This is a genomic window from Actinosynnema mirum DSM 43827 (genome assembly GCF_000023245.1).
Lineage (GTDB): Bacteria > Actinomycetota > Actinomycetes > Mycobacteriales > Pseudonocardiaceae > Actinosynnema > Actinosynnema mirum.
The window spans coordinates 371,362-392,599 of sequence record NC_013093.1 but is presented as its reverse complement, the minus strand read 5'-3'; the positions used below and the strand labels follow the sequence as shown (position 1 = coordinate 392,599).

Below are 21,238 nucleotides of genomic sequence, written 5' to 3'. Positions count from 1 at the left end.
CGGTTCACCCCCGGTTGGCCATCGCCCGTACCATTCTCCGGGTGAGCCTCCACATCTACGACACCGCAAGCAGAGAACTGCGGGAGTTCCGCCCGCAGATCAGCGGAACGGCGTCGATCTACGTGTGCGGGGCGACAGTGCAGGGCGTTCCCCACATCGGGCACGTGCGCAGCGGCCTCAACTTCGACGTGCTGCGGCGCTGGCTCGCGCGCACCCACGAGCGGGTCGTGCTGGTGCGGAACGTCACCGACATCGACGACAAGATCCTGGTCAAGTCCGCCCAGCACGACCGGACCTGGTGGGACTGGGCGTTCGAGCACGAGCGGGCCTTCGACGACGCCTACGAGGCGCTCGGCTGCCTGCCGCCGACCTACGCGCCGCGCGCCACCGGGCACGTGACGCAGATGGTCGAGCTGATGCGGCGGCTGATCGACGCCGGGCACGCGTACGCCGCGAACGGCGACGTGTACTTCTCGGTGTCCTCGTTCCCCGAGTACGGGAAGCTGTCCGGGCAGCGGGTGGACGAGGTCCAGCAGGGCGAGTCCGAGCTGACCGGCAAGCGCGACCCCAGGGACTTCACGCTGTGGAAGGCCGCCAAGCCCGGCGAGCCCTCGTGGCCCACGCCGTGGGGCGACGGGCGGCCCGGCTGGCACCTGGAGTGCTCGGCCATGGCGACCGAGTACCTGGGCTCGACGTTCGACGTGCACGGCGGCGGCATCGACCTGATCTTCCCGCACCACGAGAACGAGCAGGCCCAGTCCAGGGCGGTCGGCGACGGGTTCGCGCGGTACTGGATGCACAACGCCTGGGTGACGCTCAGCGGCGAGAAGATGTCCAAGTCGCTGGGGAACACCGTGTCGATCCCGGCGATGCTGGAGCAGGTCCGCGCGCCGGAGCTGCGGTACTACCTCGTCGGGCCGCACTACCGGTCGACGATCGAGTACTCCCCCACCGCGCTGGACGAGGCGGTCACCGCCTACCGGCGGATCGAGTCGTTCCTGCGGCGCGTGGTCGAGCGCACCGGGGCCGTGGACGCGGGTGGCGAGCTGGGCGAGGACTTCGTGTCGTCGATGGACGACGACATGGGCACCCCCGGCGCGCTCGCCGCGGTGCACAAGCGGGTGCGCGAGGGCAACACGGCGCTGGAGTCCGGGGACGACACCGGGGCTCGCGCCGCCGCGTCGTCGGTCCGGGCCATGACCGCCGTCCTCGGGCTCGACCCGCTGTCCGAGCGGTGGTCCGCCTCCGCCGGGCGCGAGAGCGGGACCTCCCGCGCGCTGAAGGCGCTGGTGGACCGGGTGCTCGCCGACCGGGTGGCGGCCCGCAAGGAGCGGGACTTCGCGCGGGCTGACGCCCTCCGCGACAGCCTGCTCGCCGCCGGAATCGCCGTCGAGGACACCCCCGACGGTCCACTGTGGACTTTGAAGGACAGCTGAAGCTCGTGGCAGGGAACTCCAAGCGCCGGGGGGCGATGCGCACCCCCGGTTCCAAGAAGGGCGCGGTCGTCGGTTCCGGCGGTCAGAAGTCCAAGGGTCTGCAGGGCAAGGGCCCGACCCCCAAGGCGCAGGACCGGCCGAACCACCCGGCCTACCGCAAGGCGAACGCGGCGGCCAAGGCCAACGCGGTGCGCCAGCAGCGGCGCAAGGCCGCCGACGCCGCGCCGGAGACGGTCGCGGGCCGCAACCCGGTCGTGGAGTGCCTGCGCGCGGGCATCCCGGCGACGGCGCTGTACGTGGCGCTGGGCATCGACGCGGACGACCGCGTCGCCGAGGCGGTGCAGCTGGCGGCGAGCCGGGGCATCTCCGTGCTGGAGGTGCAGCGCGGCGAGCTGGACCGGATCACCGGCGGCGCGATGCACCAGGGCCTCGGCCTCCAGGTGCCGCCGTACGAGTACGCGGAGCCGCGCGACCTGCTCAGGGCCGCGAAGGAGTCGGGCCGCCCGCCGCTGCTGGTGGCGCTGGACGGGGTCACCGACCCGCGCAACCTGGGCGCCGTGGTGCGCTCGGCGGCGGCGTTCGGCGCGCACGGCGTGGTGCTGCCGCAGCGGCGCTCGGCGAGCATGACGGCCGTGGCGTGGCGGACCAGCGCGGGCACGGCGGCGCGGCTGCCGATCGCGGTGGCCACGAACCTGACCCGGCAGCTGCGCGAGTGGGCCGAGGCCGGGTTGATGGTCATCGGCCTCGACGCGGACGGCGACGTGGACGTGGACGGCCTGGACCTGGCGACGGGCCCGCTGGTCGTGGTGGTGGGCTCCGAGGGCCGGGGGCTGTCCCGGCTGGTGCGGGAGACCTGCGACCAGACCGTGTCGATCCCGATGGCGTCGAACGTGGAGTCGCTGAACGCGTCGGTCGCGGCGGGCGTCGTGCTCGCCGAGGTCGCGCGCAGGCGCAGGCTGGACGCCCGCTAGCGGGCTGACGGGTGGTGGCGGTCCCCGCGGGGGCCGCCCAACTCGCCGACTCCCGAGATCGATCACCCCTACCCCGGCTACCCTCACCCGCGATGTCCTTCGCCACGCCGCTCTTCCTCTGGTTCTTCGTGCCGGCCGTGCTCACGGCCGTCCTCGTCGCGCCCAGGGGCTGGCGCAACGGGATCGTCGCGGTGGCCAGCCTGCTGTTCTACGTGACGGGCGCGGGCGGCACGACGCTGCTGCTGCTCGCCTGCATGGTGGTGAACTACCTCGCGGGGCTGAGGCTGGCCCCGGACGGGCCGCTGGCGGCCGACAAGCGGCGGGTGCTGCTGGTCGGGGTGATCGGCTTCGACCTGGCCGTGCTGCTGGTGTGGAAGTACCTGGGGTTCGCGACCGAGCAGCTGGCGGCGATCGCCTCGATCGTGGGCGCGGACCTGCCGGTGGTGCACCTGGCGCTGCCGATCGGCATCTCGTTCTACACGTTCCACCACATCTCGTACGTGGTGGACGTGTACCGGGGCGAGCGGCCCGCGCTGCGCGAGCCGGTCTCGTTCATCACCTACATCGCGATGTTCCCGCAGCTCGTGGCGGGTCCGATCGTGCGGTGGCGGGAGATCGCCGACCAGCTCCCGCAGGAGCGCACGCACCGGCTGGACGACATCGCGGCGGGGTTCCCCCGGTTCGCGCTGGGGTTGTGCAAGAAGGTCATCGTCGCTGACTCGCTGGCGCCCCTGGTGGACGCCGCGTTCGCCACGCCCTCGGACGAGATGACCTGGTCGGTGGCGTGGCTGGGCGCGATCGGTTACGCGCTGCAGCTGTACTTCGACTTCTCCGGGTACTCGGACATGGCGATCGGGCTCGGGCGGATGCTGGGTTTCCGGCTGCCGGAGAACTTCGCGCGGCCGTACTCGTCGGTGACGATCACCGAGTTCTGGCGGCGGTGGCACATGTCGCTGTCGCGGTGGTTCCGGGACTACCTGTACATCCCGCTCGGCGGCAACCGCCGGGGGACGTGGACGACGTACCGGAACCTGTCGATCGTGTTCGTGCTGACCGGGTTCTGGCACGGGGCGAACTGGACGTTCCTGGTGTGGGGCGTGTTCCACGGGGCGCTGCTGATCGTGGAGCGGCGGTTCGGGTGGGCCGAGGCGCCGCAGGGGCCCAAGGCGCTGCTGGGCCGGCGGGCGCTGACGTTCCTGCTGGTCGTGGTGGGCTGGGTGTTCTTCCGGTCGCCGGACCTGGGCACGGCGTTCTCGGTGCTGGGGAACATGCTGGTCCCGGACTTCGACGGCCTGCCGGACGCGGTGGCGGTGGCGGCGACGAACCAGCGGATCGCGCTGCTGGTGCTGGCGCTGGTCGTGGTGCTCCTGCCGAACCACCCGGTGACGGGGCCGTACCTGGAGTCGGCGCGCACGCGGGTCGCGACGGGGCTGCGGGTCGCGGTGATGACGGTGGGCGCGCTGTACGCGGCGATCCTGGTGGCGGGCGGGACCTTCAGCCCGTTCCTGTACTACCAGTTCTGAGGGGCGTGCGGTCGTGGGGCGCTCGGGGGCACGAGCGTGCCGAAGCGCGCGGCGGCCCGCTCGTCGAGGACCAGGGGCCCGAACTCGACGATCGCCGCCCCCAACTGCTCGGTCCGCGTGGCGCATGACCAGGTTCTCGGCCATCACGACGCCCTGGTGCAGCTCCGCCAGGGTGATCGCGGTCAGCTCGGGGAACTGGGGCAGCACCACGGGGGCCAGCGATCCGAGGTCTGGGTAGGCGCGGTGTCCAGCACGCGCGACGCGCGCCGCTCAGCCACGGGTGCGCTCCCACGGGTCGTCGCCGTCACCGATGCGGTCCTCGGTGCCGAAGAACTCGTCGGTCTCGCGCCTCATGAGCTCGTAGTCCACCTTGGGCAGCGCGCGGTGCCGGGCGACCAGCTCCTCGGCGCTGACGCCCCGCGATCCCCACTGCTCGGCGCGTCCCACCCGAACCAGGGTAGCCCTCAGTAGCGCACCCCCGAGCGGACCGTGGTGCGTTCGCCGCGCGGATTGCCCCCGAACGGCGGTGCGCCACCCCGCCGCTCACTCCCCCGGACCGCCGCCGCGCCACGTCCCAACGCTCGACCCGTTCGTGGTCCGCTCGGCCCAGCGCGCCCGGCGCGCCCGCGTCGGGTCGTGACGTAGGGTGGGCGCGGTCGAGGCGGGGAACGGCCGCCGGGAGGACCGACTCAGCAAAGGACGTGGGCTCTTTCCCAACCGATAACCGCCGCACGCGGTCAGTCAAGTCGGTTTCGGGTGCGCGCTCTCGCGGGACGCCGAGCGGTCGACCACCGCCGGCCCGCGCGCGGGCCTCGAGGATCAGTTGCTTCTGGTGGGGATGACGTGACTCGCTCATCGGGGTCCGGCGTCCGGGGGCGCGGGTGACCTCCGGGGGCGCGCTGCGCGCCCTGGTGGGCAACCGCGAGTTCCGCGGGCTGTGGATCGGTTCGGTCGTGTCCACGGCGGGCGACCAGCTCGCCGCGGTGGCGCTGTCCCTGCTGGTGTTCGAGCGCACCGGCTCCCCCGCGTGGACCGCCGTGACCTGGGCGTCCACGCTGCTGCCGCCGCTGGTGTCCGGCCCGCTGCTGGCCTGGGTCGCCGACCGCCACCCCCGCCGCACCGTGATGGTGACGTGCGCCTGGCTCCAAGCCGCGCTGGTGGGCGCGATGGCCCTGCCCGGCGTGCCGCTGTGGGGCATGGTCGCGCTGCTCTTCTCCGCCCTCATGGTCGCCTCCCCGTTCCTGGCCGCCCAGGAGGCGAGCCTGCCCTCGGTGCTGCCCGACGAGCGCTACGACGACGGGGTGGCGCTGTTCGGGACCTCCGTGGACGTCGCCCAGATGGTGGGGCTCGCCGCCGCGGGCTTCCTGGTGACCTGGGCCGGTCCCGGCGCCGCGCTGGCGCTGGACGCCGCGAGCTTCGTGCTGGTCGCGGTGCTGGTGCAACTGTCCGTCGAGCACCGGCCCGCCGCCGCGCCGCGCAGCGCCCCCGAGGACCCGGAGGGGGCGCGGAGCGCGCTGGCGCTGCTGCTGACCGAGCCCCGGCTGCGCTCGCTGCTGGGGATGCGGCTGCTGGCCGGCCTGGCGATGGTGCCGGAGGGGCTGGCGGTGCCGCTGGCCGACGGGCTGGGCGCGGTGTGGGCGGTCGGGCTGATCCTGGCCGTGGAGCCCGCCGCGAACGTGCTGGGCGTGGCCCTGCTGTTCCGCTTCGTGCGCGACCCCCGGCAGCGGGAGCGGCTGATGGGGCCGCTGGCGGTGCTGTCGCTGGCGCCGCTGGCGCTGTTCGCGCTGGAGCCGAACCTGACCTGGGCGATCGTGCTGCTGGTCATCGCGGGCATGGCCGGGGCGTACCACACGCCCGCGCGGGCGGCCTGGATGCGGCTGCTGCCCGACGCCTACCGGGGCCGGGCGTTCGGCATCGCGCGCACCGCCCTGCGCACCAGCCAGGGCGGTGGCATGGCGCTCGCGGGCGTCGTGGCGCACGCTGTTGGCTCGGTGACCGCGACGATCGCGGGCGCGGGCGGTGTCGGGCTGCTGCTCGCCGCGCAGGCGACCGTAGCCTGGAGGAGGGCCCGCGCGAAGGCGGGCCCCGATGCGGTGACCACGTGAAACGGACTCATCATGGATGACGATTTCCCTGACGAGACGACGCGGGAGCGGTCTGCGGGCACGGGGATTCGGAGGGGACCGGGGAGGCCGGTGGGGTCACCACTCGCGGTTGCGCATGGCGAACACTCCTCCTCCCGGATTCCGGGTACCTGCTGCGGTGGGGATCGAAGGGCGGCATCGGCCGCGACGGCAATGCGCCGGGTGATGACGGGTCGAGTGTAGGGGGACGTGGTGGCGAACAGTTTGCCCGATCACGAACCGCCCACGACACCGGGCGTGTCCGCCGGGCGGAACTGGGAGCTCTGGTCCCTGCGACCGGCCGCGATCGCTTACATCCTTTCCCTCGAATTGGTGGTGTTGATTTCCACCATTTGGTTGATGGCCGGGGTGGGATCCGCCTCCGAGTCCGACTGGTTCCGGTTCGGGGCGTTCGCGGCGGCCGTGACGGTGCACCTGACGATCGTCCGGCGGGCCGAGGAGTCGCGGCGGGACGAGTCCGCGAGCCTGTACTTCGACCTCACCTCGGTGTGGACGTTCGCCGCGGCGGTGGTGCTGCCCGCGCCGCTGGCGGTGCTGATCGTGCTGCTGCTGCGCGTGGTCACCCAGCCGATCGCGCGACGGCAGCCCTACCGGTTCGTGTTCACCTCGACGCACATCGTGGCCAGCACGGTGCTGGCCGGGGTCGCGGTGCGCGAGGCGGGCTTCCCGCTGCTGGCCACCGGCCGGGTGCTGGGCGACCTGGGGCTGCTGGCGGTGCTGGCGCTGACCGCCGCGCTGTACTGGTTCACCCAGGTGGTGCTGATGACGGGCGTGCTGAAGATCCTGAACCCGCGCACCCGGTTCGCGGACACGCTGGGCTCGCGCGGGGACAACATGCTGGAGGCCACCACGCTGGGCGTGGGCGCGCTGCTCGGGCTGCTGACCGCGACGCACTGGGCCGCGCCGCTGCTGATGGTGGTGCCGGTGGTGCTGGCGAACGCGCTGCTGCACCGGGCGTCGGAGCGGCAGGCGCACCTGGAGCGGCTGCTGGCCGAGCAGGCGCAGGCGCACCAGCAGCTCACCCAGGACGCGCACACCGACTTCCGCACGGGCCTGCTGAACACGACCGGGCTCGCCGAGTTCGCGCACCGGCTGGCCGAGCGGGGCCGCATCGACGGCAAGCCGGTGACCGTGCTGGCGATCGACCTGGACCACTTCAAGCGGATCAACGACACCTGGGGGCACCCGGCGGGCAACGCGGTGCTGGCCGAGGTGGGGCGCATCCTGCGGGAGAAGCTGCGGCCGGGCGACGTGGCCGGTCGGGACGGCGGCGAGGAGTTCGTGGTCGTGCTGGCCGACACCGGGCTGGCCGAGGGCACGGCGATCGCGGAGCGGGTGCGGGAGGCGATCGGGCTGATGGTGGTGGTGACCACCGACAAGCACCGCAGCACGGTGCACCTGCGCGGCCGGGACCTGCCGGTGAACGAGGACGGGCAGGAGGTGCGGGCGATCTCGGCGTCGATCGGGGTCGCGGTGCTGGGCGAGGGCCCGGACGCGCTGGCGCACGCGCAGCACAGCGCCGACGCGGCGCTGTACGCGGCGAAGGAGCGGGGCCGCAACCAGGTGCGGGTGGCGAACGTGGACATCGGCGGGCCGCGCCCGGCGGCGCTGGCCCGGTTGCAGGACCACGGGGTGCCGCGCACGGCCTGAAGGTCCGGGCAGCGCCGATCGGCGCTCGGCGTGGTGGATTCCGCCGGTGGTGCGGGGTTCGGGGGGAGTGCTGTTTCGACCCATCGGGCACTCGCTTCACGCGACACGCTCAGGTCATCACGGGTATCCCCCCGAACGTGCGCTCAAACAGCCCGAACGCGTGATTTCCCGACGATCCGGCAGATCACGTAAATGGCGAACGAAATCGCGGTGACGAATGCGCTCACCGGCACGCCGGGCGCGAGCGAGAGCACGATGCCGCCGAGCACGGCGACCTCGGCGAACACGATCGCGAGCACGGTGGCCTTGGCCGGGCTCGCGGTGATCCGCGCGGCAGCGGCGGCGGGCGTGATCATCATGGAGAGCACGAGCAGCGCGCCCACGATCTGCACGCCGAGCGCGGTGGTGATGCCGACCAGGACCGCGAACACCGGGGACAGCGCGCGCACCGGGACGCCCCTGGCGAGCGCCACGTCCGGGTCGACGCTGGCGAACAGCAGCGGCCGGTACAGCAGCGCGAGGACCACCAGCACGACGACGGCGCAGACCACCAGCACCTGCACGTCACCGGCGGGGATGCCGATGGGCTGGCCGACGAGCAGGCCCATCTTGTTGGCCGCGCGGCCGGGGTAGAGCCACAGGAACAGCACGCCGAGGCCCAGGCCGAAGGCGAGCACCGCGCCGATGACCGAGTCGCGCTCGGAGTCGCGCTGGCCGAGCAGGCCGAGCAGCAGGGCGGCGACGACGGCGCCGAGCACCGCGCCGTAGCTGACGCTGATGCCGAGCAGCAGGGCGGCGGCGCCGCCGGTGAAGGCCAGCTCGCTGGTGCCGTGGACCGCGAAGGACATCTTCCGGGTGATCACCAGCGGGCCGATGGCCCCGGCGACCAGGCCGAGGACGGCGGCGGCCAGGAGCGCGCGCTGCACGACCGGCAGGCCGATCAGGTCGGCGGTCGTGGCGAAGTCGAACAGGCTCTCCATCAGCGCTCCTCGGCGTGGTGCGGCTGGTCCTCGCACACGCCGTGCGCGCCGACGACGTGGATCTGGCCGCGCACCCTGACCACCTCGACGGTGGTGCGGTACAGCTCGGACAGGGTCTCGCCGGTCATGACCTCGGCGGGTGAGCCGATCCGGAAGCGGCCGTCGACCAGGTAGAGGACGCGGTCGACCAGCGGGAGCACCGGGTTGATCTCGTGGGTGACGAACAGGACGGCGGTGTCCGAGGCGCGCCGCCGGGTGTTGATGAGGTCGCTGACGACGCGCTGGTGGGCGAGGTCGAGCGAGAGGAGCGGCTCGTCGCACAGCAGCACGGCCGGGTCGCCGACGAGGGCCTGCGCGACGCGCAGCCGCTGCTGCTCGCCGCCGGAGAGCAGGCCGACGGGCCGGTCGGCGTAGGCGGTGGCGCCGACGGCCTCCAGGACCTCGTCGACGCGGCGGCGGCGCTCGGCGCGCCCGCGCAGGCCGAGGCCCCAGCGGTGGCCGTCGAGCCCGAGGCCGACGAGGTCGCGCCCGCGCAGCACGGTGGAGGTGTCCACGGGGCGCTGCTGGGGGATGTAGCCGATGGCGCGGCTGCCGCGCCCGGCCGGGACGCCCGCGATCTCGACGCTGCCGCCGGAGAGGGGCTGCAGGCCCAGCAGGACCCGCATCAGGCTGGTCTTGCCGGACCCGTTGGGGCCGAGGACCGCGATGAACTCGCCCGGCCGGACGTCGAGGTCCAGTCCGTCCCAGAGGACCCGGTCGCCGTACGCGAGCCGGGCCGAACGCAGCGAGACCGCCCCGCGCTGGGCTGCGGGGCGGTCAGGCGTGGTGGTCTGGGCGCTCATTTCGTCCCGAGCGCGGCGGTCAGCTCGTCGACCTGCTTCGTCATCCACTCAACGTAACCCGTGACGCCTTCCGGCAGCGTCTCGGTCATCCCCACGACGGGCAGCCCGGCGGTCCCGGCCTTGGCGACCAGGTCGCCCGTGACCGCGTTCTCCGTCTGGGTGTTGTTGATCAGCGCGTTGACCTGCTTGTTCACGATCAGGTCACCGGTGGCGGCGATGGCGGCGACGGGGACGTCGGTCTCGTTCTCGATGGCCTCGGTGAACTCGGCCGGGGTGAGGTCCTCGACTCCCGCGGTCTCCAGCAGGTAGGCGGGCACCGGCTCGGTCACGACGACCTTGGCGGGCTTGATCCGCTCCGCCTTGGCGGTGAGGCCGTCGAGCGCCGTGCCGAAGTCGGCCGCGCCCTTGGTGAAGGCGTCCTTCTTGTCCGGGGCGATCGCGGAGAGCTCCTCGGCGACCTTGTCGGCGACCTTGCGGACGGTGGCCAGGTCGTACCAGACGTGCTCGTTCTCCTCCTTGCCCGAGAGGGCGAAGGCGTCGACGCGCTTGGCCGACCGGGCGGACTCGTCGACGATCTTGTCGAAGAAGTCGTCGTAGCCGCCGCCGTTGCCGACGACGAGCTTGGCGTCCGCGACCGCGGCGATGTCGGCGGGCTTGCTCTCGAACGAGTGCGGGTCGGCGGACGGGTCGTCGATCAGGGCCTTGACCTGGACGGCGTCCCCGCCGACCGCCTTGACGACGCTGCCCCACACGTTGGTGGAGGTGACGACGGGGACCGCGCCGGCGGGGGCGTCGGAGGAGCCGCTTCCGCCCTGGTCGGCGCTGCCGCAGGCGGTGGTGAGACCGAGCACCGCCACGGCGGTGATCAGCGTGGTGCGCACAGTCATCGGCTGACTCCTCAGGGGAACCTAAAGTGGAATGGTAACCGTTGTCGAGTTCAGTTTAGAGCTCTCCGCCACGGTCCTGTCCACCGGATGGGGCAAAAAACACGCAGGGCCACCCCCCGTCCGTGGGGGATGGCCCTGCGAGGTCCTGCGGAGCGCGCGTCAGTCGGTCAGGCGCAGCCCGGTCTCCGGGTGGAACAGGTGCACCTCGGAGGCGTCGCGCACGCCGACCTTGACGGTCTGGCCCAGCGCGGGCGGGGTGCGGCCGTCGACGCGGACCACGAACCGCTCGGAGGAGTCGCCGATGCGGACCGCGCCGTGCAGCAGCGCGTCCGCGCCCAGCTCCTCGACCAGCTCGACGGCCATCTCCATGCCCGGCTCGCCATCGCCGACCAGCGCCAGCGACTCGGGGCGCACGCCGAAGACGACCTCGGACAGGCCCTTGCCGGAGGCGGCGTCGAGCTTGGTGCGCTCCAGCGGCACCAGCAGGCCGTCCAGCTTCGCGCCCTCGGCGGTCAGCGGCACGGTCTTCAGGTTCATGGCGGGCGAGCCCATGAAGCCCGCGACGAACGCGTTGGCAGGCTTGTCGTACAGCGCGCGCGGGGTGTCGCACTGCTGGAGCAGGCCGTCCTTGAGCACGGCGACCCGGTGGCCCATGGTCATGGCCTCGACCTGGTCGTGCGTGACGTAGATCGTGGTGGTGCCCAGGCGCTGCTGGAGGGCCGCGATGTTCGCGCGGGTCTCGACGCGGAGCTTGGCGTCCAGGTTGGACAGCGGCTCGTCCATGAGGAACACGCTGGGCTCGCGGACGATCGCGCGGCCCATCGCGACGCGCTGGCGCTGACCGCCGGAGAGCGCCTTCGGCTTGCGGTCCAGGTACTTGGTGAGGTCGAGCATGGCCGCCGCCTCGGCGACCTTCTGCTTGATCTCCTCCTTGGCGACCTTGCGCAGCTTGAGCGCGAAGCCCATGTTCTCCGCGACCGTCATGTGCGGGTACAGCGCGTAGGACTGGAACACCATCGCGATGTCCCGGCCCTTCGGCGGCACGTTGGTGACGTCCTTGCCGCCGATCTTGATGGCGCCCTCGTCGACGTCCTCCAGGCCCGCGAGCATCCGCAGGGCGGTGGACTTGCCGGAACCCGACGGGCCGACCAGAACCAGGAACTCGCCGTCCGCCACGTCGAGGGACAACTCGTCGACGGCTCGCACCGGGGGGTTGCCGGAGAAGATCCGCGACGCCTTGTCGTAGGCGACCTCTGCCATGGTGCGCACCTTTCAGTACCCGAGCTTTGCCGCAACGCTAGGCATTGCAAGCGCTTACGGGAACACCCGGACGCGAACGGATTTCACCCCTTCACCGCGCCGCCCGCCAGCCCCGAGACCAGGAACCGCTGCACGAGGTAGAACACCGCGACCGCCGGGATGGCGACCAGGGTGGACGCCGCCGCCAGGTGCCCCCACTCGGTGCGGTTCTGCTGCACGAACACCTGCAGGCCCACCGCGAGGGTCTTGGACTCGTCGGCCGCCGACAGGAACGCCGAGGCGAACGCCACCTCGCCCCACGCGGTCAGGAAGGCGTAGAACGAGGTCACCGCGAGCCCCGGCCTGGCCAGCGGCAGCACCAGCCGCCAGAACACGCCGAACGGCGAGAGCCCGTCCACCCGGCCCGCCTCGTCGATGTCGGCGGGGATGGTGTCGAAGTAGCCCTTGAGCATGTAGGTGCAGAACGGCACGGCGGTGGTGCAGTAGACCAGCACCAGGCCGAGCGCGGTGCCCTGCACGCCCAGCGCCAGCAGGGTGTTGTACAGCGGCACGATCAGCACCGCGAACGGGAACATCTGCACGACCAGGAACGACAGCAGCAGCTTGCGCTTGCCGGGGAACCGGAAGCGGCTGGCCGCGTACCCGGCGGTGGCCGACAGGAACACCGCCAGCACCGTGGTCAGCAGCGCGATCTGCACCGAGTTGCCGAACCAGGCCAGGAAGTCGCCCTTCTCCCCGGACAGGATGCGGGTGTAGTTGTCCAGGCTGGACTCGTTGACCAGCTTGGGCGTGGTCTCGACGGCCAGCGCGTCCGGCTTGAACGAGGTGACCACGACCCAGAACACCGGGAACACCGCGATCAGCGACGCGGTGACCAGGGCGGCGTGCAGCCCGATCGACGCGGCGCGGGAGCGCTTGGCCCTCCGGGACTCGCGCGCGGGCGTCGCGGCCCGCAGCGAAGCGGCCTCGATGGACATCACCACACCTCGCCTTGCCTGCGCAGCGCGCGCCGGTAGCCGCTCGCGAACACGAGCAGGACGGACAGGATGAGCACGCCGTAGGTGGAGGCGACGGCGTAGTCGCGGGAGGCGCCGGAGAAGAAGCGCTCGAACGCGTAGGTGATCAGCAGCCGGGTGCTCGGGTTCTGGCCGGTGATCAGGTAGACGACGGCGAACATGTTGAACGTCCAGATGACGCCCAGCAGCACGACCGTGCTGGAGACCGAGCGCAGGCCCGGCAGGGTGACGTGCCGGAAGCGCTGCCACGGGGTGGCGCCGTCGACCTCGGCCGCCTCGTACAGGTCGGCCGGGATGGACTGGAGGCCGCCGAGCAGCGAGACCATCATGAACGGCACGCCCAGCCACACGTTCACGATCACCACGGCGACCAGCGCCCAGTTCGACTGGCCGAGCCACACCGGGTCGGGCAGGCCCAGGGCGCGCAGGACCTGGTTGATGATCCCGTACTGGGCGTTGAACATGTACTTCCAGGCGAACGCGCTGATGAACGCGGGCACCGCCCACGGCAGGATCAGCAGCACCCGGTAGACCGCGCGCCCGGCGACCTGCCGGTTGAGCAGGACGGCGAGCCCGAGGCCGATGCCGTAGTGCAGGAGCACGCAGCTGGCGGTCCACACGACGGTGCGCAGCAGGGTGGCCCAGAACGCGCCGTAGCTGGCGTCGCCGGAGAGCACGGTGAGATAGTTGCGCAGGCCGACCCACTCGTAGGTGGCAGGCCGGTCGAGCACCGGGTTGGCGATGGACGACTCGTTGATGTCCGTGAGGGTGAAGAACACGCCTTGCGCGAGCGGGTAGAGCACCAGCACGGCGATGACCAGCACCACCGGCAGGACCATCGCGTACGCGTACCAGTGCCGGTCGAGGAACCTGCGCACCTGTGGCCTCCTAGCGCCGGAGCGCCGGGACCGCCCGCCCGCGCGGGTCGGGCGGCCCCGGCGCGGGTCAGCCGACGGTGTACTCGGGCAGGATCTGGTCCTTGTAGGTCTTGGCGACCTCGTCCAGCGCGGACTTGGCGTCCTTCTTCCCCGCGAGGAAGTCGGCGTAGGCGGTCTTGAGCGGGTCGAACAGCTGGCCGCCCTCGGGGATCCACGGCCGGGGGTGGGCCTGGGCGACGACCGGCTCGAAGGCCGCGACGACCGCGTTGGCCTTGACCTCGGCGACCTCGTAGGCGGACTTGCGGGTGGGCAGCAGGCCCAGCTCGGTGGCGATCTTCGCCTGGGACTCGGCGGAGCTCATGCAGGCGATGAGCTTGAGCGCGTTGTCCTTGGCCTTGGCGCCCTGGCGCACCACGTAGTCGTGGCCGCCGACCGGGGCGAGCCCGGCGGTGGCCTCGGTGACGCCGGGGACGGGCGCGATGCCGAGGTTGGACTCGTCGGCGAACGCGGCGCCCTTGAGGTAGTCGGGGACGGACCAGGGGCCGTTGACGACCATGGCGATCTCGCCGGAGCCGAAGCCGGCCTGCATGTTGCTGTAGGAGTTGCCCGCGTCGAGCGCGGTGGTGGCGGCCTTGGCGTCGACCAGGCCCTTGGCGGTCTCCAGGCCCTTCACGTTCTCCGGCGAGGAGACCACGATCTCCTTGGCCTCGGCGTCGACCAGGTCGCCGCCCGCGCCGTAGAGGAAGGGCAGGGCGTAGTAGGCGTCGTTGTTGACGAAGAACGCCTTCTCGCCGCCGAGCTTGGCAGCGACGGACTTCAGCTCGTCCCAGGTCTTCGGGGGCTGCACGCCCGCGTCGGCCAGCAGCTTCTTGTTGTAGAAGAGGGCGAGCGAGTCGGTGACCTGGGGGACGCCGTAGGTCTTGCCCTCGTAGACCGTGGACCCGAGCGGGGTCTCCAGGAAGTCCGAGGTGTCCTTGACCAGGTCGGTGCCGGTCAGGTCGAGGACGAGGCCGTTCTTGGCCAGCTGCGGCACCCAGGCGACCTCGGCGCGGAACACGTCCGGGCCCTGCCCGCCCTGCGCGGCGGTCTTGTAGTTGTTGAGCGCCGCGTCGAAGGCGACGGTCTCGGTCTTGACCTGGTAGCCGTCCTTGGCCGCGCAGTCCTGGGCGACCTTGGTGAAGACGGGGCTCTCGTTGGGACCGCTGGTGTCCCAGAAGACGACCTCGCCGCTCGCGCCGCCGCCGCCGGAAGAGCCACCGCAGGCGGTGAGGGCGAGGGCGGGGGCTAAGCCCGCGGCCAGTGCCGTCAGGAGGGTGGTACGTCGCATCGCTGCTGTCGCCCCTCTCATCCGGCCCCGCCGGGGCGAGGCCACTGCAAGTTCTTGCGGAAGAGTTGACGCGGATTTCATACCGCTGAACTGGGGACGGTCAAGGGTCGCGGCGTAACCAAGCCGTAACGGCGGCGCGCGATCGGGGGAAACCGCAGGGGGCGTTGCAAATCCTTGCTGCGGGCGGCAGGGTGAAGTGGAGCCCCTGTCTCCGGATTCCCGAAGCCCGACCCCGCCGCTTCACCCACCGCAACGAGGAGGACCGGTGCCCGGACTGGCCGAGATCGCCAGGGCCGCCGGGGTGAGCATCTCAACCGTGAGCCGCGTGCTGAACCGCCGAGCGGGGGTCAACGACGAGACCCGCCAGCGGGTGCTCGCCGTGCTGGCGGAGATGCCGTACACCCCGCGCGGGCTCGGCGCGCTGCAGCGGACCGGCGTGATCGGGCTGCTGGTGCCGGAGCTGTCGAACCCGGTGTTCCCGGCGTTCGCCGAGGCGCTGGAGGTCAGGGCGGCCCGACTCGGCTACTCGTCGCTGCTGTGCAACACGCGGGCGTCCGGGGACGCGGCGATGGGCGAGGAGGAGTACGTCCGGATGCTGCTGGCCAGGGGCGTCGAGGGCATGGTGTTCGTCTCGCCGGAGATCACCAACGCCGAGGCGCCGCTGGGGCGGGCCGCGCGGCCGAGCTACTACTCCCGGCTGCTGGCCGACGGGGTGCACATGGTGTTCGTGAACGGGGCGACGCCCGCGCTGGACGTGCCGGACGTGACCGTGGACGAGCAGCACGCGGGGTACGCGGCGACCAGGCACCTGGTGGAGCTGGGGCACCGGCTGATCGGGTTCGTCAGCGGGCCCGCGCGGGCGCTGCCGTCGCGGCTCAAGCGGGCCGGGTGGGCGGCGGCGCTGGAGGAGGCCGGGCTCGGCGCGGACGGCTCGCTCGTCGCGCACGGCCCGTTCGGGCCGGAGGGCGGGGCGCTCGCGGTGGCGGAGCTGCTCGACTCCGTACGGCCGACGGCGGTGATCTGCTCGTCCGATCACATGGCGATAGGGGTGCTCCGAGAGGCGCACAAGCGGGGTTTGTCCGTTCCCGGCGATCTCTCGGTGGTCGGTTTCGACGACATCCCGCTGGCCCCCTACTGCTCTCCCCCGCTCACCACTCTGGCGCAACCGATCGAGGAAATGGCGACCGCCGCGGTGGACGAACTCGTGCTGCGTTTGGACCCCGATCGGCGCAGAAGGCACAGCGCGAACTACACGAGAGTGTTCCGCCCTCGCCTTGTTGTTCGAGAATCAACAGCATCGCCCGAATAACCACATTGGTCTGGACCACTGTACTGATCAGTAACGTATGTTGACCTGCGGCGACGAAATGGTAAAGGGACGCAGATCACGCCCACTTCTGTAAGCGCTTCTGAACCGTTACGGTCACTCCATGGCGCGGTCGATGCATGTGCGACGCCCGGCGACGTTGGCCTCTCTGGCCGCGGAGCTGGGGGTTTCCCGGACAACGGTGTCCAACGCGTACAACCGTCCCGACCAGCTCTCGCCGGAGCTGCGACGCCGGGTGTTGGAGACAGCGAGGCGACTTGGATATCCCGGCCCCGATCCGGTGGCCAGATCGCTGCGCACGCGCAAAGCGGGCGCGGTCGGTCTGCTGCTGACCGAGAACCTCTCCTACGCGTTCCGGGACCCGGCGGCGATCGGATTCCTGGAAGGGCTCGCGCTGGCCTGCGAGACGGCCGGGCAGGGGCTGCTGCTCGTGCCCGCCAACCCCGAGCGCGAGGACGTGGCGGCCGTGCACCGGGCGGGCGTCGACGGCTTCGTCGTCTACTCCGTGCCCGACGACGACCCGCACCTCGCCGCGGTGCTGGAGCGGCCGGTGCCGACCGTCGTGTGCGACCAGCCCGACCTGGCCGACGTCGACCGCGTGGGCATCGACGACCGGGCCGCGATGCACCAGCTCGCGCAGCACCTGATCGCGCTGGGGCACCGGCGGGTCGGCGTGGTGTGCATGAGGCTCGCGCGGGACCGCAACGACGGGTTCGTGCCGCTGTCGCGGCAGGAGTCGGCGCACTTCCACGTGCAGCGGTCCCGGATGAGCGGGCTGCGCCAGGCGTTCACCGAGGTCGGGGTCGACTGGGCCTCGGTTCCGGTGGTGGAGCGGTTCGACCACACGATCGCGCAAGGCGCCTCGGCGGCGGCCCAGGTCCTGGACCGGGACCCGCAGATCACGGCGCTGATCTGCACCTCGGACATACTGGCCCTCGGCGCGCTGCAGGAGGCGGAGCGGCGGGGCCTGCGGGTGCCCGCGGACCTCACGGTGACCGGGTTCGACGGCATCCGGGAGGCCGAGCAGGCCGGGCTGACCACGGTGCGGCAGCCGGTGCTGGAGAAGGGCCGCGCGGCGGGCAAGCTGCTGATGGAGATCGGCGAGCGCACCAAGCCCAGGACCGTGACGCTGGAGACCGAGCTGATCACCGGCACGACGGCGGCCGAGCCCAGGACGATCGCCGAGGAGCGGTGGTTCGGGCACTGACAGGTGGGGCGCTCGCTTCGCGGCGAGCGCCCGGCCGACGAGCCCGGCCGTGCCGGGCTGAGCCGCGCCGGTCTCAACCGCGCCGGGTTCAACCACGCCGGGCTCAGCCGATCCGGAAGACCGCGGGGTCGGACGAGCGGTCGCCCACGCGGGCGACCAGCAGGTAGTCGCCCGCGCCCAGCCGGGTGCGCGGGCCGCAGCCCGGCGCCGACGTCGTCCCCGGCCACTTCAGGCCGAACTCGAAGACCTCGCCCGGCTTCATCACCCGGACCTCCGAGCCCTCCGCCGCCAGGCAGTCGTTCGACGACCACAGCCGCGTCGCGCCGTCCGGGGACGTCACCACCAGCTCGCGCACGCCGCGCCCGATCTCGCGCGTGCAGGGCAGCTGCCCGGTGTTGGTCACCGCGATCCGGAAGTCCGCGTGCTCGCCCACCGCGTGCTGCTCCTTGCCCAGCACCGCCCGCACCAGCACGGCCGCGTCGTCGCACGGCTGCGGCGGGCCCGGCGGGGGCTCGGGAGGGGGCGGCGGTCCGGCGGAACCGGGGGGCGTCCCCTCGGCCGCGCCCGCGCTGGGCCCGTCGGCCGAGGGCGCGGGGGAACCCGTAGTCGAACCGGCGGACGCGGCTCCCGCCTCGGCCAGCACCAGGCCCTCCGCGAGCGGGGGCGGGTTGGACGTGGACGTGGTGGCGACCGGGGCGCCCTGCGGGGCGGAGCGGCCGAGCACCGCGCCCGTGCCCCACACCGCCGCGACCAGCGCCAGCGCGGCCCCACCGACGGCGACCACCCGGCGCCGCCAGTACACCGAGGCCGGCAGGGGCCGGTGGGGCCAGCTCACGTCCCCGACGCTAGCGAACCGCCCCGCGAAAACCCCGGAGGGCGGCGGTCGCACGATGCGGTGAATCACACCTTCCGCTTGCCGAGCACCCGTGCCACCCGTTCCAATCTGCCTGCGAAGCACCACGACACGGAAGGCGTGCCGAGCCATGACCGCGATCGACGAGCTGCTCCGCCGGAACGAGGAGCTGGGGAACATCGTCCCCGGCGACCGCTCCTCCCCCATGCCCTCGATGCAGGTGACGATCCTGACCTGCATGGACTCCCGGATCAGGGTCTTCGAGATCTTCGGCCTCAAGCAGGGCGAGGCGCACGTGCTGCGCAACGCGGGCGGGGTCGTCACCGACGACATGATCCGCTCGCTGGCGCTCAGCCAGCGCAAGCTCGGCACCAGGGAGGTGCTGCTGGTGCACCACACCAACTGCGGCCTCGAACTGGTCACCGAGGACGCCTTCAAGGACGAGCTGGAGACCGACTCCGGGATGCGCCCGCCGTGGTCGGTGGAGGCGTTCCGCGAGGTGAAGGACAGCGTGCGCGGCTCGGTGAACCGGGTGCGCAACAGCCCGTACCTGATCCACCGGGACACCGTGCGCGGGTTCGTCTACGACGTGCGCACCGGGGTGCTCACCGAGGTGGTCTGACGGGGCGCGGCGGCGGGCGACGAGGCCCGCCGTCGGGTCCTGCCACACTGGCGGCACCATGAGCCGCACGACGAGTCCCACCACGAGCCGCGCGACGAACCGGACCGCGAGCGCCACCACCGCCACCGCCGCAGCGGGCGCTGCCGAGGACGCCGCCAAGCCGGAGAGCGCCCACCTTCCCCCGTCGGTGCTGAACACCTGGTTCGCCGCCACCGCGCGCGACCTGCCCTGGCGCGACCCCGAGTGCACCGCCTGGGGCGTCCTGGTCAGCGAGATCATGCTCCAGCAGACCCCCGTCGCCCGCGTCGAGCCGATCTGGCGGGTCTGGCTGGACAAGTGGCCGAGGCCCAGCGACATGGCCGCCGCCTCCCAGGGCGAGGTGCTGCGCATGTGGGGCAAGCTCGGCTACCCGCGCCGCGCCCTGCGCCTGCACGCCGCCGCCCAGGCCGTCGCCGCCGAGCACGACGACGTCGTCCCGGACGACGTGGAGACCCTGCTGGCCCTGCCCGGCATCGGCGCGTACACCGCGCGGGCCGTCGCCGCCTTCGCCTACGGCCGCCGCTGCCCGGTGGTGGACACCAACGTCCGCCGCGTCGTGGCGCGGGCCGTGCACGGGGCCGGGGACGCGGGCCCGCCGTCGACCACCAGGGACCTGCGGGACGTGGAGGCGCTGCTGCCCGAGGACGAGGCGTCGGCCGCGACCTACTCGGCGGCGCTGATGGAGCTGGGCGCGCTGGTGTGCACGGCCAGGACCCCGCGCTGCTCGGCGTGCCCGGTGCTGGGCTCGTGCCAGTGGCAGCGCAACGGGCGGCCCGCGTACGACGGGCCCGCGAAGGCGGTGCAGAAGTTCGCGGGCACCGACCGGCAGGTGCGCGGGCGGCTGCTGGACGTGCTGCGCGGCACGTCCGAGCCGGTCGCCAAGGAGGTGCTGGACCGGGCCTGGTCGGACGCCGGTCAGCGGGACCGGTGCCTGCACTCGCTGCTGGTGGACGGGCTGGTCGAGCAGACCGCCGCCGGGCTGTTCGCGCTGCCCGGCGAGCACGAGTGAGCGGCAGGCACGGGTGAGCGGGCAGGCACGGGTGAGCGGGCTGGCGGGGAGGCGCTGATGCACGCGCTGGTGGTGCTGTTCGACGAGGAGGCCGACTCGGCGGTCCGGGCGCTGTGGCGCGGGCTCGGCGCGACCTCCGAGTTCCCGCCGCACGTCACCTGGGCCTCGGCGACCGCGATCGGCCCCAAGGTGCGGGCCGAGCTGGCCGCCGACCTGGAGCACCTGTGGCTGCCGGACCTGTGGCTGCGCACCCTGGGCACCTCCGCCGAGTCCGAGCCGTCCCTGGACCTGACCGCCGTCGTGGACGCCGAGCTGCTGGCCGTGCACTCGGCGATCCACGACGTGCTGGCGGGCCGGGTGCGCAACCCGACCGCCCGGCACCTGCCCGGCTCGTGGACGCCGCGCTGCACCCTGCTCAAGGGCGAACCGGCCGAGGTCTCGGCGGCGTTCGCGAAGGTCAACCCGGTGCCGCCGATCCGGGCGCGGGTGCGCGAGCTGTCCGTCCTGGACACTCAGACGGGCGGGTTGAGCCCGCTCAAGAAGGCTTCCACGGCGCCCCGGTAGACGTCGGGGGCCTCGTCGTGGACGACGTGCCCCGACTCGGGAACGAGCAGGTGCGCGCCGCCCGTGCGGCGCGCCACCTCGGCCTGCTGGCCGGGTCCGAGCGGGTGCAGCCCGGCCTCGACGACCAGCACCGGGCAGGCGACCGCGTCCACCACGTCCCAGTAGGCCCGCTCGCCCCACTCGGCGGCGATCTCGTAGAGGTCCTCCAGCTGGGCGATGAGGTGGTAGCCGTCGCCGCGCTCCTCGAACATCTCCTCCACGCCCTGCACGTCCACGACGGACCGCACGTGGGCCAGCGACTGGAACGGCACCGGCCAGGCGTCGAAGTACCAGCGCCAGTCGTCCACGGACCTGCCCCGGTTGTCCGGCACGAAGTCCTCGGCGACGACGGCGCGCACCAGGTCGGGTCGCGCGGCGGCGAGCGCGAGCCCGTGCAGTGCCCCCATCGAGTGACCTAACACCACGCACGGGCCCAGTCCCAGGCGTTCCACGAGCGCCTCCGCGTCGGCGACGAAGTCCTCCGTGCGGAACGGCCCGCGCTGCGGGTTCCGCCCGTGGCCGCGCGCGTCGTAGGCCACGACGCGGCCGTGCGCGGTCAGCCAGCGGGCCACCTTCCACCAGGTGGTCGCCCTGCTCATCAGGCCGTGCACCAGCAGGATGCCCTGCCCCTGTCCCCCGAACTCGATGACGCTCATGCGTGCAT

At 72.5% G+C, this 21,238-nt stretch carries 20 protein-coding genes; 10 read left to right on the top strand and 10 right to left on the bottom strand.

Translation table 11 applies throughout. The features are described 5' to 3' along the window. Positions 1–41 precede the first annotated feature (41 nt). The 3 genes from cysS (at position 42) to AMIR_RS01820 (ending at position 3,930) form a co-directional block, all read left to right on the top strand. A complete protein-coding gene (cysS, locus tag AMIR_RS01830) occupies positions 42–1,436 on the top strand; it encodes a cysteine--tRNA ligase (protein WP_012782992.1) in 1,395 nt (464 codons plus the stop codon). Between the two features lie 5 nt (positions 1,437–1,441). Then, on the top strand, positions 1,442–2,407 hold the full coding sequence (rlmB, locus tag AMIR_RS01825; RefSeq protein ID WP_012782991.1) for a 23S rRNA (guanosine(2251)-2'-O)-methyltransferase RlmB: 966 nt from the start codon (positions 1,442–1,444) through the stop codon (positions 2,405–2,407). Between the two features lie 92 nt (positions 2,408–2,499). After that, positions 2,500–3,930, top strand: a complete 1,431-nt coding sequence (locus AMIR_RS01820; protein WP_012782990.1) for an MBOAT family O-acyltransferase — start codon at positions 2,500–2,502, stop codon at positions 3,928–3,930. A gap of 270 nt (positions 3,931–4,200) precedes the next feature. Here the strand turns inward: AMIR_RS01820 and AMIR_RS01815 are convergent, their stop codons facing one another. Then, positions 4,201–4,377: a hypothetical protein gene (locus AMIR_RS01815; protein ID WP_012782989.1), complete on the bottom strand. Its 177-nt coding sequence runs from the start codon at positions 4,375–4,377 to the stop codon at positions 4,201–4,203. 434 nt (positions 4,378–4,811) lie between these two features. On the opposite strand from AMIR_RS01815, the gene AMIR_RS01810 reads away from it, so the two are divergent. Both AMIR_RS01810 and AMIR_RS01805 read left to right on the top strand, forming a co-directional pair. Then, positions 4,812–6,035 (top strand): MFS transporter, encoded by a 1,224-nt coding sequence (locus tag AMIR_RS01810; protein WP_012782988.1) that lies wholly within the window; start codon positions 4,812–4,814, stop codon positions 6,033–6,035. 378 nt (positions 6,036–6,413) lie between these two features. Beyond that, positions 6,414–7,724: a GGDEF domain-containing protein gene (locus tag AMIR_RS01805; RefSeq protein WP_118945214.1), complete on the top strand. Its 1,311-nt coding sequence runs from the start codon at positions 6,414–6,416 to the stop codon at positions 7,722–7,724. A 143-nt stretch (positions 7,725–7,867) separates the two neighbouring features. On the opposite strand, the gene AMIR_RS01800 is transcribed toward AMIR_RS01805, so the two are convergent. From AMIR_RS01800 to AMIR_RS01770, 7 genes are all read right to left on the bottom strand, one after another. Then, positions 7,868–8,704: a metal ABC transporter permease gene (locus AMIR_RS01800; protein ID WP_012782986.1), complete on the bottom strand. Its 837-nt coding sequence runs from the start codon at positions 8,702–8,704 to the stop codon at positions 7,868–7,870. Next, positions 8,704–9,546: a metal ABC transporter ATP-binding protein gene (locus AMIR_RS01795; RefSeq protein ID WP_012782985.1), complete on the bottom strand. Its 843-nt coding sequence runs from the start codon at positions 9,544–9,546 to the stop codon at positions 8,704–8,706. Before AMIR_RS01795 ends, AMIR_RS01800 begins: the two co-directional genes overlap by 1 nt. Then, on the bottom strand, positions 9,543–10,433 hold the full coding sequence (locus AMIR_RS01790; RefSeq protein ID WP_012782984.1) for a metal ABC transporter solute-binding protein, Zn/Mn family: 891 nt from the start codon (positions 10,431–10,433) through the stop codon (positions 9,543–9,545). Before AMIR_RS01790 ends, AMIR_RS01795 begins: the two co-directional genes overlap by 4 nt. Positions 10,434–10,592: 159 nt before the next feature. Continuing rightward, a complete protein-coding gene (locus tag AMIR_RS01785; RefSeq protein ID WP_012782983.1) occupies positions 10,593–11,693 on the bottom strand; it encodes an ABC transporter ATP-binding protein in 1,101 nt (366 codons plus the stop codon). An 83-nt stretch (positions 11,694–11,776) separates the two neighbouring features. Continuing rightward, on the bottom strand, positions 11,777–12,670 hold the full coding sequence (locus tag AMIR_RS01780; protein ID WP_012782982.1) for a sugar ABC transporter permease: 894 nt from the start codon (positions 12,668–12,670) through the stop codon (positions 11,777–11,779). After that, positions 12,670–13,548 carry a carbohydrate ABC transporter permease gene (locus tag AMIR_RS01775; protein ID WP_084799087.1) on the bottom strand — a complete coding sequence of 293 codons (879 nt, stop codon included), beginning with the start codon at positions 13,546–13,548 and terminating at the stop codon, positions 12,670–12,672. The genes AMIR_RS01780 and AMIR_RS01775 overlap by 1 nt, the downstream gene beginning before the upstream one ends. A gap of 106 nt (positions 13,549–13,654) precedes the next feature. Then, positions 13,655–14,914 (bottom strand): extracellular solute-binding protein, encoded by a 1,260-nt coding sequence (locus AMIR_RS01770; RefSeq protein WP_012782980.1) that lies wholly within the window; start codon positions 14,912–14,914, stop codon positions 13,655–13,657. A 265-nt stretch (positions 14,915–15,179) separates the two neighbouring features. Here AMIR_RS01770 and AMIR_RS01765 point away from each other — a divergent pair, with 265 nt between their 5' ends. Both AMIR_RS01765 and AMIR_RS01760 read left to right on the top strand, forming a co-directional pair. Then, positions 15,180–16,223: a LacI family DNA-binding transcriptional regulator gene (locus AMIR_RS01765; RefSeq protein ID WP_012782979.1), complete on the top strand. Its 1,044-nt coding sequence runs from the start codon at positions 15,180–15,182 to the stop codon at positions 16,221–16,223. A gap of 121 nt (positions 16,224–16,344) precedes the next feature. Next, complete coding sequence (locus AMIR_RS01760) at positions 16,345–17,448, top strand: LacI family DNA-binding transcriptional regulator (RefSeq protein ID WP_012782978.1); 1,104 nt, start codon at positions 16,345–16,347, stop codon at positions 17,446–17,448. A gap of 103 nt (positions 17,449–17,551) precedes the next feature. On the opposite strand, the gene AMIR_RS01755 is transcribed toward AMIR_RS01760, so the two are convergent. Further along, the gene (locus AMIR_RS01755) at positions 17,552–18,283 is read right to left on the bottom strand and encodes a hypothetical protein (protein ID WP_143760615.1); all 732 of its coding nucleotides are present in this window, start codon (positions 18,281–18,283) and stop codon (positions 17,552–17,554) included. Positions 18,284–18,431: 148 nt separating this feature from the next. Here AMIR_RS01755 and AMIR_RS01750 point away from each other — a divergent pair, with 148 nt between their 5' ends. From AMIR_RS01750 to AMIR_RS01740, 3 genes are read left to right on the top strand one after another with little or no spacing between them, the layout of a single operon-like run. Beyond that, complete coding sequence (locus AMIR_RS01750; protein ID WP_012782976.1) at positions 18,432–18,923, top strand: beta-class carbonic anhydrase; 492 nt, start codon at positions 18,432–18,434, stop codon at positions 18,921–18,923. Positions 18,924–18,981: 58 nt separating this feature from the next. Beyond that, positions 18,982–19,971: an HhH-GPD family protein gene (locus AMIR_RS01745; RefSeq protein ID WP_012782975.1), complete on the top strand. Its 990-nt coding sequence runs from the start codon at positions 18,982–18,984 to the stop codon at positions 19,969–19,971. 57 nt (positions 19,972–20,028) lie between these two features. Beyond that, positions 20,029–20,535, top strand: coding sequence for a 2'-5' RNA ligase family protein (locus AMIR_RS01740; protein WP_012782974.1), 507 nt, complete (start codon positions 20,029–20,031; stop codon positions 20,533–20,535). On the opposite strand, the gene AMIR_RS01735 is transcribed toward AMIR_RS01740, so the two are convergent. Then, positions 20,484–21,230, bottom strand: coding sequence for an alpha/beta fold hydrolase (locus AMIR_RS01735; protein WP_012782973.1), 747 nt, complete (start codon positions 21,228–21,230; stop codon positions 20,484–20,486). The two genes, AMIR_RS01740 and AMIR_RS01735, sit on opposite strands and share 52 nt — an antisense overlap. Between the last annotated feature and the right edge of the window lie 8 nt (positions 21,231–21,238).